We start from the raw sequence: 12,902 nt of genomic DNA on the forward strand, positions 1-12,902 counted from the left end.
GGGAGAGCGACGTGATGGGCAGGACCATTTGGGGATATGCCGTGGCGGGCATGATGCTGGCCACGGGTGCGCCGCTCTTCGCACAGGATGCCGCGCCCCGGCCCGGCCCCGTTCTCGCGTCGGCCGATCTGCGCGACGGCACCGACCTGTCCGGCCCTTGGCATTATTCGATCGACCCGTTTCGCTCGGGGATTTCGGGCTTCCACGGCGGCATGCCCGATAGCGGACAGCAACGTTGGAAGGACGTCGACGTCCGCGCCGAAATGGCGAAGGACAGCCGCGTCCTCTACGAGTTCGATCTCCCCCATTCGCCATTGACCTCGCTGCCGTCGTCCTGGCTGACCCAGGCGCCCGAGCTTCGCCATTATGACGGGCTGATGTGGTATCAGCGGACCTTCGCCGCCCCTGCCGTCCGCAAGGGGCGCTATTTCCTCCGCTTCGGCGCGGCCAATTATGCGACCATCGTCTATCTGAACGGCAAGCCGGTCGGAAAGCATGAGGGCGGCTTCACCCCCTTTGCCTTCGACATCACCGGGCTGATGCGCGACGGCCTGAACCAGGTCACGGTGGGCGTCGACAGCCAGGCGACCGAGGCGACGGTGCCGCCGCCCGTCACCGACTGGGAGAATTATGGCGGCATCACCCGCCCGGTGCGGCTGATCCAGACCCCGGAGACCTATGTCGACGACGCCTGGGTGCGTCTGACCCGCGACGGTCGCATGGCGGTGGACGTTCATCTCGACGGGCCGCAGGCGGCGAACCGGCCGGTGCGGCTGCGCATCGCCGAGCTGGGGCTGGACCGCGCGGGCACGACCGACGCCAATGGCGACTGGCGCGCGACCATGGCCGCTCCCCGTGCGCTGGTCCGCTGGTCGCCCGAGCGGCCCCGGCTCTATGACGTGGCGGTCACGGCAGGCGAGGATCAGTGGCGCGACCGGATCGGTTTCCGCACCATCGAGCGGCGCGGGGCCGATATCCTGCTCAACGGCAAGCCCATCTTCCTGCGCGGCATTTCGATGCACGAGGAGGAACTGGGCGTCGATCCCACCCGCGCCATGACTCCGGCCGCTTCGCGCGCATTGCTCAGTGAGATCAAGGACGGGCTGCACGGCAATTTCGTCCGGCTGGCCCATTACCCGCATTCGGACGTGACGGTGCGGCTGGCCGACGAACTGGGCCTGATCGTCTGGAGCGAGGTGCCGGTCTATTGGCGCGTCGCCTGGTCCAACCCGGACACGCTGAACCGCGCGCGGACGATGCTGGCCGAGAATATCCTGCGCGACCGCAACCGCGCCTCGATCGCGATCTGGAGCGTCGCCAACGAGACGCCCGTGACCGACGCGCGCAACGTCTTCCTCCGCACGCTGGTCGGCGATGTCCGTCGTCTGGACGACACGCGGCTGGTCAGCGCCGCGCTGCTGGTCGAGCGGGGGGAGGGGGCCGATCATCCCGTGATGACGCTCGCCGATCCGCTGGCCGATGCGCTCGATGTCATGGCGATCAACACCTATAATGGCTGGTACACCCAGGATCGCCTGACCGATCTGGCGCGCAGCGAATGGCGCGTGCCCGCCGACAAGCCGCTGATCTTCTCCGAATTCGGCGCCGATGCGCGGGCGGGTTTCCACGATCCGGCGAACAAGCAGAAATTCTCCGAGGATTTTCAGGCGGATTATTACCGCGCCACGCTGGGCATGGCGGACCATGTACCGACCCTGCGCGGCATGTCGCCCTGGATCCTCAAGGACTTCCGCTCGCCCCGCCGCCAGAACCCCGATTTCCAGCAGGGCTGGAACCGCAAGGGCCTGATCTCCGAAACCGGGCAGCGCAAGGAGGCCTTCGGGGTGCTGAGCGATTATTATGGGACGAAGGCGGAGCAGCGATAGGCCGAATTCCAAACGCTTGAGCCCGAAAGCGGGGTGGAGGCGTTAAGCCCGCCATGACCCAGGACGACGAAAAATGGATGCGCATGGCGATCGAGGTGGCGCGGTCGAAAGGCTCCGACCCCTCGACCTCGCCGCTCGGCTCGGTGATCGTGCTGGACGGGCGAGTCCTTTCTGCCGAGCGTAACCAGACCGAGGAACTGCCCGACGCCACCGCCCATGCCGAGATGATGGCGATCCGCCGCGCCTGCGAAGGGGAGGGCGAACTGGAACTGCGCGGTGCGACGCTCTATTCGACGCTGCAACCCTGCGGCATGTGCACCATGGCGTCGATCTGGTCCAAGGTCGGGCGGGTCGTCTATGGCGCAGGGCGCGATGACGTCCACCCGATGTATTTCGAGGCACGGCATGTCGACACGCTCGGCTTCATCGCCGATGCCTATCGCAACGACATCGTGATCGAGGGCGGCTGCCTGCGCGAGGAATGCGCAGGCCTTTATTATCCGCCCGATGCCGACCTGCCCAAGGAGGAACAGGCCAACCTGTAACCCCCGCCCGCAACGGGCACAGAAATACCCCTTGCACCGCCACCCCCGCTTCCCCTAAGGGCCAACCCCTGTCGGGGAGTGGCGCAGTCTGGTAGCGCGCCTGCTTTGGGAGCAGGATGTCGCAGGTTCGAATCCTGTCTCCCCGACCATCCGCTTGCAAGTCTCTGATTTCGCGTCTTAACGACGGCGATCAGGGACGGTTGTACCTCCGACTGTACCCCTCGCTGTACCCCTTGGGGTGGCGGAATGGGCTTTTCGAACGTGGCACTGCGGGGCAGTCGCTACTGGTGGCGCAAGAAAATGACGGTCGCTGGCGTGCGGTTAACGCTGGCGTTACCCATCGGTGCGATGAGCTTTACGGACGCGCGGGTGATCGCCCTGCGCCTGGGTTCGGCGGCGGAAACATTACGCATGGGGTATGGCGAGCGGTCGACGGGTGTCGGCCCCGATCAACTCAAGAAGGTGTTCAGCGACGCACTGCGCTGGCAGTTGCAGCGCATTCTTGCGGACCAGACCGTCAGCAGCACCGCCGCGGTCGATCATGCCAGCCTCAACTCCCGCTATGCCGAGGCCTGGACCTTCCTGTCCAAGCGCGGGGTCGACGCAAAATGGACGCTCGACGACCTTGATCGCCTGACCGCCAACGGTTGGAACCTGTCCGACGCCAAGGCTGTCGCCGACACGGTCTTCGACCTTCAGGGTGGGAGCCCCGTCTCGGGCGAGCAGATCGGTGTCTATGTCGAAAATTTCGGGATCGCGCCGACGGCGGCAAACCTGGATAAGATGCGCCGCACGATCTGCGCCGCCAAGGCCGTTGCATGCCGGAAGGCGACGGCGAACCTGTCCCTGGACGAGGACGTGCCCGCCGAATGGATCGACGACGCGCTTGCAGACGATACGCCATTTGCATGGGAAACGACGTCGGCCACGCCACCTCAGCCGTCCAAGCCGCAACCGACCAGCCCGGTCGAGCAGGTGGCAGTGCAGCCGGTGCCGGCCAAAGCGAAGCAACGCCTCGTCGACGCCGCCGACGCCTGCATCGCAGTCCATGAACGCCAGCGCGCGTGGGACGCAGTCACGATCCAGCAGGTTCGAACCGCTGTCCGCCTGTTCGACTATGCGTGCGGCGGCGACGTCTTCATCGAGGATATCAAGCAGGAGCACGTGACAGCCTTCACTGACCTTTGTCGCGCCCTGCCCAACCGCTGGGGCCGCACGAGCGAGGAACGTGCAGGCGGAATCGCGGCGAGTTTGGAGCGAGCCAAGACTATGGCGCCTGACATGCTCGGCTTTTCCCAGATCACGATCAACAAGCATATCACCTGGATCATGGCCGTCCTCGATCATGCCGAGGGTGCGAACGACGAGGAAGGCCATCGTCCCGCTCAGCCGATCAGCTTCAAGAAGGCCCGGAGAGGCGTGGGCAAAAAGGCACGTCAACAACGCAAGCGTGACCGAGAGAAACGCGCCAACTGGACGAGACTGGAAGTTCGCCAGCTGCTGTCTGCCCCGATCTGGACCGGAGCGGCCGGAATTGATCGCCGCCTAACGCCCGGTAGCGAGATCCTGCACGATGCCTGGTACTGGCTGCCGCTCATGCTGCCGCTCTACGGCGGTCGCAGCTCGGAACTGGCCGGGTTGCCGCTCAGCGATGTGCACGAGGACGAGCCGATCCCGTATCTGCAGATCGACTTCACTGAAGACCGTGGGCTGAAGAACGTTCAGTCCGTCCGTAAGCTGCCGATCCATCCGGAGCTCATCCGACTGGGCTTCATCGAATATGTTCACGCGATCCGTGCGGCAGGCTGCACCATGCTGTTTCCGGAAATGGCATCGCCGGGCAGTTCCAGCTTCGCCAGCACCTTTTACAAGAGCATTTTCAATCCGTGGCGGAAATGGGCGTTCCCCGATGGAACGCCCTGGCGGCATCAGGTGGGCGGCGCCTGGAAGGACAAGGACGTCCACAGCTTCCGTGGCACTGCCACGTCGATCCTGAAGGGCGTCGTGCCGGACAGCGTCCGCTGCGACATCTTCGGCCATGAAGGCGAGACCGAGACAGCCCGCACCTATGACGACGAGGCGGAACTATCGATCAAACTGGAGGCGTTAAAACACCTGACGCCGCTGACCGCGCATATCCAGCCGAGTCTGCCGATCCGCATTCGCCCGGCGAACCGCCTGAAGTTCGGAGTGCGTACGCCCAGCCGACTGGGACGACCGAAAGCGAACAAGACGAAGTGAACCGCGTTTTGCACTGGGCTTTTTGCTTCCACACTGATCGTCGCTTGAGATTGTTAACGCATCCGGTTTAGAGTCGGGGCGTTCGCCAGCAGGCGGACCGAGGCGTGGAAACCTCGCAACGACAGCCGACGCCCGGACGAAAGAAATTTCGGCCGGGGAGCGGGTGTGGATGTCCAGGGCGCGAGCCTAAAGACACCCGCGCCTGTTTCGTTGCAGGTTTCCAATCCCCGGCTCACGGGCCGGCACCGCCTCGTTTATATGGGGCGGTGCCGCCGGCTGAGGAAGCCGCTCGGCACCACGCGGACGGGGGTTCGGGCGTGGGTGCAGTTATCGGGAGCCGCAATAGGCGGCTTACCATCATCAGGAATTCGACGGCCGCTTCCGTGGCGGTGTTTCTCGCCGCATGCGGTGGAGGTGGCGGCATCAATTCGTCCGGGACGGTGCCTTCACCCAGTCCGGCGCCATCGCCAACGCCCACGCCGTCACCGACGCCAACATCCTCCGCCAGCAGCGCAGAATATCAGGCGTTGGGTTCGGTTGTGTCCGCCAAAGCCGCCTATGCCTATGATCGAGGGATCACCGGCAAGGGCGTGACGATCGCGATCCTTGACACCGGCATCGATACCTCCGGCCGTGAATTCTCCGGCCGCATCTCGGCGGATAGTACGGCCTTCGACCAGAAGATTGCCCGCTGCGGCACCTGCGCCGCTGAGACGATCCGCTTCGAAGTGAAGGATGTGATTGGTCACGGCACAAGGGTCGCCGGCGTCGCCGCCGGTGCCCGCGACGGCAATGGGATTCAGGGTGTGGCGCCTGATGCCACGATCCTGGCGCTCAAGATCAGCGGGCCGGACATGTCGAACGTGACGCCCACATCCGGCGCCGTGCCGGAAGGAAGTGGGCCGAACCCCGCGCTGCTTGCGCCCGCCATCCGCTACGCTCTCGACAAGGGGGCGTTCGTCATCAACCTGAGCGCCAACGGGAGCGTCGCCGGACAGCAGGCGATCGACCAGCGTGCAGCGATGGACGCCGTGCGACAGGCCGATCGGCTGTTCGTGCAGTCCATCTCGAATTTCACCGACGAAGACAGCTTCACCGGTCAATTCGCCGAGAACCTCATTGGCGCTGATCGTGCCAACAAGGACTGGTTCCTGTTCGCGATCGGCGTCGACCGCAACGGCAATCCGCGTAGCGCCAACGGAAACCCAGGCCCGCTCGCCGATCGCATGATCGCAGCGGGCGGTAACGCCGTGCAGACCATGGATGAAAACGGCGCGATCGTGACGGTCACCGGCAACAGCTTCGCTGCTCCCGCAGTCGCCGGTGCGGCGGCGCTACTCAAGCAATATTGGCCGCAGCTTGGCGGCAAGGCGATCAGCCGCATCTTGCTCGACACCGCCACCGACGCCGGTGCGCCGGGCGTCGATCCGATCTTTGGCGCGGGCATTCTCAACATCGAAAAGGCGATGCAGGCGCAGGCGCCTGCTGCAGCCTTCGCGGCCGCGCAGACCGTATTGGGCCGCTACTCGTCGCTTACCGTCTCGGGTCCGTTCGGTGGTGGTGCCGGTGCGGCGGCGTTGGGCGACAAGGTTGCCGGCATGACAGTGCTCGACCGTTATGGCCGGGACTTCCACATGACGGGTGCATCCGGCATCCGCGCGCAGAGCTCTGGGCTCTTGGCCGGTGCGATGCTAACGCCGGTCGATCCGCCTTGGCTGACGCCTAACCCGACCGATGCAAGGTTCGGTTTTGTATCGCCGGCGACGACCACGGGTTATTGGCAGGGCGCGCGATCCAACCGCCCGGCTTTTGCCTCCTTTTCTCCGGCACGGGGGCAGACGGTCACGCTGGGCGCGAACGTCGCGATTGACGGAGGTGCCAGCCTTACCGGAACGCCGTTGCGCGGGATCGGCGCGACACCGGTCGGAATGACGTCGAGCTGGAGCGGCTCGGGCTGGTCGGCATCGTTCGCCTCCGGCACGTCGCGTGATCGTCGGACTGGGCAGCGCACCGTCGCAATAACAACGCCGCTGGGAATCGGGCTGGAGCTAACCGACCTCGCCGAGCGTGGCCGCGTGCTGGGGCTGAGCGGCGGTCCCGACCTCGGGTTGGAGGGGGCCTCCACCACGATGGCGACGCTGACGATTCGGCGAACCGTTGCCGGACTGGTGCTGTCCGCGCGGGCGACAACTGCCAATACCCGCGTGCGCGGTGGGTCCGAACTGATGCGCTTCGATCAGCCGGTGCTCGGCACCGCTTTCGCGGTCGAGGGTGCACGCGGCCTGCTCGGCGGCGTCGCGACGCTTGGCCTGTCCTCGCCGCTCCGCGTCGAGCGTGCGCGGGCGACCATGGTTCTGCCAGGCACCTACGACCTGATGTCGGGGGCACTGGCAACGCGGATGGCGGTGGTCGATCTGGTTCCGAAAGGGCGTGAACTTGATGTCGAACTGGGCTGGTCGGCGGCACTGTCGCCGACCTCCTCGGTGCGGTTCGGTGTCGCCCACGCCTTCGATGCCGGGCATGTCGCAGGTGCGACCGACACGGCAGGCTTCGTGACGCTGGTGGCGCGATGACCTGCCACCTCGCCGCACGCGCACCACCTCCGGGCTGATGCCGCCAGCCAGCAGGAACACCCATGACAGTCAGGACTGCGACGCCGGGACGGCTCCCCGGCGAACGATGTCGCGCGTCCGCGGAACAGGAAAACGCAAGATGATCAAGACAATGACGATCCCCACCATGCTGTTGCTGGCGGTAAGCGGCACGGCCAGCGTACCGAGCGTAGCACAGCCGCTGAAGACGGCGCTCAAGCCGGTCAAGACGCTCGACGTTGCCGGCATCCGCCCTGGCATGAAGGCCGCCGACGCGGTGGCGCTGCTGCAAAGGACTGGTTGGGCGGTGAGTGCTGATCCCGGCAATAGCTGGTCGGAAGTCGTGGAAGAAGCAGTTGCCAGACGGCGCAATGAGATACCGCCGACGTCCGCCCGATCCGGCGTTTACGATTACAACGCCGCTAAGGGCGAAGAGACTGTCCGGGTCAACATCGTCCCCACGCCGGACGGTGGCCGGGTTGGTCTGGTCCAGTATCGGGCGCCGCAAGCTGGCCGCAGCCCCGAGCAGATTCGTGCCGAGGTGATCGCTCGCTACGGCCCATCAATCTATGGCCCGCGCCAACGGGTACTAATCGCACCGCAGGGCAAGCTTGGCGAGACGATGTCGCTCGAGGTGGACTCGACCGGCATGCACCTGACGCTGTCGCCAAGCAGCGCGGCGGATCGTGAAGCCCGCGCGCTGGTCGACCGGGCGGTGACTGCCCGGCTCGGCGCGGTCGGCAAATCCTTCTGACAGGAGCGGCACATGCCTTACCTCATCGGCATGATCCTCGGCGATGTGCTCGGTCGGATCGGGTTTTTTCGCGCCGCCGGTGCTGCGCTCCTGCTGGGCGGGGTCGGGTTCTTCGCCCATCGCCTAGTCGCGGCCAACTTCGATCCCGCCCATGCCTATATTGCCGGCGCAGCAGCACCGATGGCTTTAATCGGCTGGGCGATCTGGCAACCGGCGGCGTCGCGACTGCGGCTGTGGATCGTGGACGGCGTCTATCTTGCCGCGCGGCTGGGGATGTGGTGGGCCGCAGCCGCATTCGCCATCGGCCTTGTTGTGGCCGAGTTTCGCGTCGACCGCTGGCTGAGCCAAGAATGGCCGCAAGTAGCGACCGCGGGGATCTTCTGGGTGGTGCAGCGGGCGCTGGGCGCGCAGGTCGCCCGCTCGCACCGGATCATGGGCGAGCGCAGCGTCATCGAGGACGACGCATGAGGGGGGCGCTGCGGCTTCGGATCGTCATGGCATTGCTACCGGTGCCGACGCTGATCGCTATAGCGGATGCGGCACCTCGCCCCGTAGAGCTCGAAGCAACGACGATGGCCGACTGGCGGGCGGCCAACCTCGACGGCACCGGCTGCTATTGGTCGCCCCGCCGGGGCGGGCCAATCCTGTTCGTTGCTGCTGGCGACAAGGCGATGACCAGGGTCGGGGGGCGCATCGTCATCCTCAATCCGCGACGCGATGCGAAGCCGCTGTTCCCGTTCACCCATGACGCCTGGCGGTTCGGCGACCTGACCATCCGGGTCGTCGATACCGCGCGCATCAGGTCCATGGGCTACGAAACCGTCACCACCGACGCGATGCTGGTCGTCACCCGCCGCGACGTCACGACCCGCCTGCGCGGGTCGATGATCTGCGGGTCGTAACTCCGTCACACGAGCGCTGCGAAGGGTAGCGGCCATGAGGCCGAAGAGCAGGAAAGCGAAGAAGAGCCCGGGCAAGAAGAAAGTAAAAAAGGGCAGAAAGAGAGGCGCAAAAGCGCAAAAGGGTGGGAAGACCACCCTTTTGCGGGATGCGGGACACATTCTGCGTCCGGTCCTCCACACGGGCGAGCCCGTGCTCCGGAAGGCGTAGTGGTCGCTTACACGTTTACGACTGAACCAGTCGAAGAGCGCTGGCTGTGACCGCTCGAGCGGGATCAAATAGCAGCACGCTCTTAGCCATCCCGAATGGCGTGATGTGGGACAAATCCGACGTTCGAGAGCGTTGCCGCGAATGACAGGTTCCCACTCGACACCCGCCGTTCCTGAAGTCCAGCTAGGGTTCCAGGGATGCACGATACCGGCCGTTGACGGACTGGCAGATCCTGATCTGTGAATGCAAGAGAGCTGCCACTCACCAAGCTTCGGGCGAAACGTCACATCCGGAGCCAACGGAGGTCTGACGGGTTTGGGGGCCTGACTTGAGCGCAGTCTAAGGCTTCTCTTTCGATTAAGGAAATGGCTGAGTTCACGGAACCCCGGGGTCAGTCCGGCTTCATTCGGTTCGGATCATTTATCCATATCGACAATCTGGACCTATCATCCTTGATTAGCCCCCATCACCCTCGCCAATTGTCAGCACGCTTTTTGAAATCGATCTTCTTCCATTCCGTTTTCCAGAGCGTGAGATATTTCACATCACTGGACGACGGTTCGGGATTGCATTTCTCCACATACACGACGCACGGCATGATGACGGCGTCCCCGATTAGGAGCGCTTCGCCTTGTTCCAGCGCGGGCATGCCCTCGGTCAAGTTGCCAAGCGTATCTGGCAGCAGTCGGCGAACATAGCTTTGGTCATCGGGATTAGTAAGACGCATCGCTAGGAAGTTGGAGCATTGCGAAAAAATAGTTTCTGAAATTTCAGATGGTCGCTGGCTCGAAATAAGCAGGCTGATGCCGTATTTTCTGCCTTCTTTGGCTATGCGTTCGATAGCAGCCAGTGAAGCCTTATAGCGGGCAAGACCGCTCTTCGGCGCATATTTGTGCGCTTCCTCATAGACCATCAGGAATGGATGTTCGGTTTTGCTTTCAACCCGCCGAGCATAGTAACAAAAATCGAACATTAGACGGGAGATGAGCGAAACGGTGATGCTGAGAAGTTCAAACGGGATGCCGCTAAGGTCGATGATGGTAACGTTCGACTCCCCTCCCGCGTTGTAGCCCGTGAACTGTCTGAGCACATCCTCTAGAGAGGCATTTTTAGCCTTTTCACCGAAAATGAATCCAAGCCGCGTGTTCGCGATTTTTGATTTGATCCGTCGCTCGAACTTGTCGATTGTACCGTCGGCATACGGGCCTTTATTAATCTCACTACGTTTTGTCGGGGCGAATTCTAGCAATCCCATACAGTAGTATTCTATCTGCGCATCGACGTCAGGGAAATCGATTTCCGTGCCATCCTTGAGCTTAATCAGCAAAGAATTGTCAGCGTTCTTTGTCTCTTTGGTTAGGTTTCTAAACGCATTCGCGACGTGATTTATCTCATACGGGAGGGCGCTGTCGAAACTGATCTTCTCCGCGCCGGGATTACTGATCTTCTTTGCGATGGTAACGACCTGCCGCAGCAATGCCTCCTGGTTGTAGTTGTTGTTATCTCCCGACTCCAGGAACATGTCCTCCATCTCGTCTTCGTTTAGCAGCCAATATGGTAGAACGAGATCATCGACGCTGATTACATTTGCTTTCGGAAACGCTGCAGCATATTCGGAATGAAGATCGAATATCAGGATATGGGAGTTGTTGAGGCCCTGGTATCCCCCGGTTTTGGCAGATATAGCCCTCTGCAGAACCGACGACACACTCGACGATTTTCCCGATCCTGAAGCACCGACAACGGCAATATGCTTGTTGAAGAACCGATCGCCATGAACGGGTACGAAGATATCACGCTGCCGAGTCAATGAAGAAAAGCAGAAGCGGTCTTCAGCCGCATAGCAGTCTGCGTAAATGGCTGCGATTTCCGCTTTCGTCGCCGGAACCACTTTCTTGGGAGGAATAGCTAATTCATCGCCGCCACGATTGAAATTTCCGTTTTTGAGGGTCCCAAGAGGATAGGCGTCGATCATATAGACGCGCTTGTAGTCACCGCCTCCGTCGCCTTTGGCTTCTTTCATCTCGATTGAAAAGCTTTCGATGATGCAGATGAGGGAAACATTTTCATTGTCTGAGACTTTGAGAAATGACCCAACGCGAAGAGATTCACCCGCGGTCTGGAAGTTCAAGAGATCATCAACGGCTACTCGAACCTTGTTGGGATAAACGGCCACAACCTCGGCATTTGCAATTTCCTCAGCCATTTTGCGTCCTCAGATAATTGTCTTGATTGTGGAGATGCTGCTGATGGGGATCGAATACATCCGCCCCTTTTGACCCGGCATAGCCATGGTCATAGGGCGTTCGAGAAAGAAGTCATAGATGTGGCACAACTTCCGCCCCACCCCCTCGAGAACCTCCCGCATCTGAATTTCGTCCTCGACAAACCGAATTTCGATCTGGCGCTCTTGCGTCTGCAGGCTATGGACGTGATCGATGCGGAATGGCGATCCGCGATATGGGAAGCCGTCCACGAAGACTGTTCCAGTATCGAAAAGCTCATTCTTCACTTGCATGATAAGTTTTTCATCCGCGCCGCGTAGCAGGATGAATGGCGCGTAACGGTCGGAATTCTGGATACGACGCTTTTTAGCCGAACTCCAGTTGTTGCCGATTGCCCTGAGTTGGTCGCAGATAACTGAACGATCTGTTGCCGCATCGCATTCAATGACGAAAGCGCGGACAATTCCTGCGCCGTTCGTGGGCGAGAAATACAGGCGTTTTATATGCTTTGCATACTCGGCCACTTCCTTCTCTCGAAGAAACCAACGATTATGGACAGCTTGGGTGCCCTTGAGCACTTCCTGCAGATCACGACGGGTGGTCTTGCGATCATTGTGATCTTTTTTCGTGGCTAGGGTCGCGATGTAATCAAGGGCTATTGGATAGTGAAATCCTTCGGCCTCAAACGCTGAGACGTCTTGGTTCTTCCGTATTGCCTCGATAACGATGTTGCGATGTTCGGAAAATTCAGTCGAGATTTGTATACTGAAGTTTTTGCAGAACGCCTCAATCAATTCATCAGGCGCTGCCACCCCATCAAGTAGCGACTTCTTCTCGTATGTTTTGGCACCGTCAGCCGCCTTCGCTTCCTTTCGGTACTCCATCACCGACTTAAAGCGCTCGACGGAAAGCTCACCAATATCGATCTTAACTTCCGCAAAGTGCCCGTACAGCAAGTATTTTCGGCCCGCCCGTTGTGCCTCTTCGAGCCCATGGAAATGAACAAAGAGCTTATGCAGGGGATCACGCAGTACCGAGTCTGTCAGGTTCTGCTCCGCGTAGTATTTTACCTGGCCGTAAATGACGCCTTCATCGGTGTAGCGATCGAAGTCTTCAATGCCCTCAATGACAACATCATCGTTCAGGTCGGCGTTCAGGATTTCGAGCAAGGCGGCGTCGAGTTGGTAAAAATACCCCCTGATCGAAGCCGTCGCTTCGCGTTTCTTGTCTACCTCCAGCATCCCTGGCCTCCGAAACAATCCCTGATTGGCATCGTAGGGAAGAGCAAGCGAAAAGTGTGAGCGAGCGCATTTGCGCCGACGGGATACATCAGCCAGGGTTAAATGAATGACTTAGCGGATTAAGCTGGTGGGCGTCGACTTGGGGGGGCTTATGACGTGCCTACCGTAAATCGGAGCGTTCAGAGATGGAATGTTCCAAGCGGGTGCCCGGCGGGGAGAGAGCGGACGCGAAAAGATAAATGTCCCGTTTCATGATTTACATCTAAACCGGCGAACGACCGGCAATGGCGCGCCGCTGGCCGGCGGCTG

General features: G+C 61.5%; 9 protein-coding genes and 1 tRNA gene. 8 read left to right on the forward strand and 2 right to left on the reverse strand.

Annotated features, from left to right (window positions below; all coding sequences use genetic code 11):
* Positions 1–50 precede the first annotated feature (50 nt).
* The 8 genes from ACWKSV_RS02865 (at position 51) to ACWKSV_RS02900 (ending at position 8,919) form a co-directional block, all read left to right on the forward strand.
* Complete coding sequence (locus ACWKSV_RS02865; protein ID WP_076718076.1) at positions 51–1,886, forward strand: glycoside hydrolase family 2 protein; 1,836 nt, start codon at positions 51–53, stop codon at positions 1,884–1,886.
* A 53-nt stretch (positions 1,887–1,939) separates the two neighbouring features.
* On the forward strand, positions 1,940–2,431 hold the full coding sequence (locus ACWKSV_RS02870) for a nucleoside deaminase (protein WP_076715784.1): 492 nt from the start codon (positions 1,940–1,942) through the stop codon (positions 2,429–2,431).
* 72 nt (positions 2,432–2,503) lie between these two features.
* A tRNA-Pro gene (locus ACWKSV_RS02875) sits at positions 2,504–2,580 on the forward strand.
* Between the two features lie 97 nt (positions 2,581–2,677).
* Positions 2,678–4,672: a site-specific integrase gene (locus tag ACWKSV_RS02880; protein ID WP_156884243.1), complete on the forward strand. Its 1,995-nt coding sequence runs from the start codon at positions 2,678–2,680 to the stop codon at positions 4,670–4,672.
* Between the two features lie 383 nt (positions 4,673–5,055).
* Entirely contained in the window at positions 5,056–7,245 is a 2,190-nt protein-coding gene (locus ACWKSV_RS02885; RefSeq protein ID WP_261340773.1) for a S8 family serine peptidase, read from the forward strand.
* A gap of 139 nt (positions 7,246–7,384) precedes the next feature.
* Entirely contained in the window at positions 7,385–8,017 is a 633-nt protein-coding gene (locus tag ACWKSV_RS02890) for a cytochrome c-type biogenesis protein (RefSeq protein WP_076715789.1), read from the forward strand.
* A gap of 12 nt (positions 8,018–8,029) precedes the next feature.
* Positions 8,030–8,485, forward strand: coding sequence for a hypothetical protein (locus ACWKSV_RS02895; protein WP_156884245.1), 456 nt, complete (start codon positions 8,030–8,032; stop codon positions 8,483–8,485).
* Positions 8,482–8,919: a hypothetical protein gene (locus tag ACWKSV_RS02900; RefSeq protein ID WP_076715792.1), complete on the forward strand. Its 438-nt coding sequence runs from the start codon at positions 8,482–8,484 to the stop codon at positions 8,917–8,919. Before ACWKSV_RS02895 ends, ACWKSV_RS02900 begins: the two co-directional genes overlap by 4 nt.
* 674 nt (positions 8,920–9,593) lie before the next feature.
* Here the strand turns inward: ACWKSV_RS02900 and ACWKSV_RS02905 are convergent.
* Together ACWKSV_RS02905 and ACWKSV_RS02910 are read right to left on the reverse strand one after the other, a co-directional pair.
* The gene (locus ACWKSV_RS02905; RefSeq protein ID WP_191864667.1) at positions 9,594–11,333 is read right to left on the reverse strand and encodes an ATP-binding protein; all 1,740 of its coding nucleotides are present in this window, start codon (positions 11,331–11,333) and stop codon (positions 9,594–9,596) included.
* 9 nt (positions 11,334–11,342) lie between these two features.
* Positions 11,343–12,593, reverse strand: coding sequence for a DUF4297 family anti-phage-associated protein (locus ACWKSV_RS02910; RefSeq protein WP_191864666.1), 1,251 nt, complete (start codon positions 12,591–12,593; stop codon positions 11,343–11,345).
* Between the last annotated feature and the right edge of the window lie 309 nt (positions 12,594–12,902).

This window comes from Sphingomonas sp. SphC10, from assembly GCF_057004845.1.

What these genes read in the sequence shown, in the direction of transcription:
- ACWKSV_RS02865 (WP_076718076.1), top strand. Translation starts at nt 51, where the DNA reads ATGATGCTGGCCACGGGTGCGCCGCTCTTCGCACAGGATGCCGCGCCC.
- ACWKSV_RS02870 (WP_076715784.1), top strand. Translation starts at nt 1,940, where the DNA reads ATGACCCAGGACGACGAAAAATGGATGCGCATGGCGATCGAGGTGGCG.
- ACWKSV_RS02880 (WP_156884243.1), top strand. Translation starts at nt 2,678, where the DNA reads ATGGGCTTTTCGAACGTGGCACTGCGGGGCAGTCGCTACTGGTGGCGC.
- ACWKSV_RS02890 (WP_076715789.1), top strand. Translation starts at nt 7,385, where the DNA reads ATGATCAAGACAATGACGATCCCCACCATGCTGTTGCTGGCGGTAAGC.
- ACWKSV_RS02895 (WP_156884245.1), top strand. Translation starts at nt 8,030, where the DNA reads ATGCCTTACCTCATCGGCATGATCCTCGGCGATGTGCTCGGTCGGATC.
- ACWKSV_RS02900 (WP_076715792.1), top strand. Translation starts at nt 8,482, where the DNA reads ATGAGGGGGGCGCTGCGGCTTCGGATCGTCATGGCATTGCTACCGGTG.
- ACWKSV_RS02905 (WP_191864667.1), bottom strand. Translation starts at nt 11,333, where the DNA reads ATGGCTGAGGAAATTGCAAATGCCGAGGTTGTGGCCGTTTATCCCAAC.
- ACWKSV_RS02910 (WP_191864666.1), bottom strand. Translation starts at nt 12,593, where the DNA reads ATGCTGGAGGTAGACAAGAAACGCGAAGCGACGGCTTCGATCAGGGGG.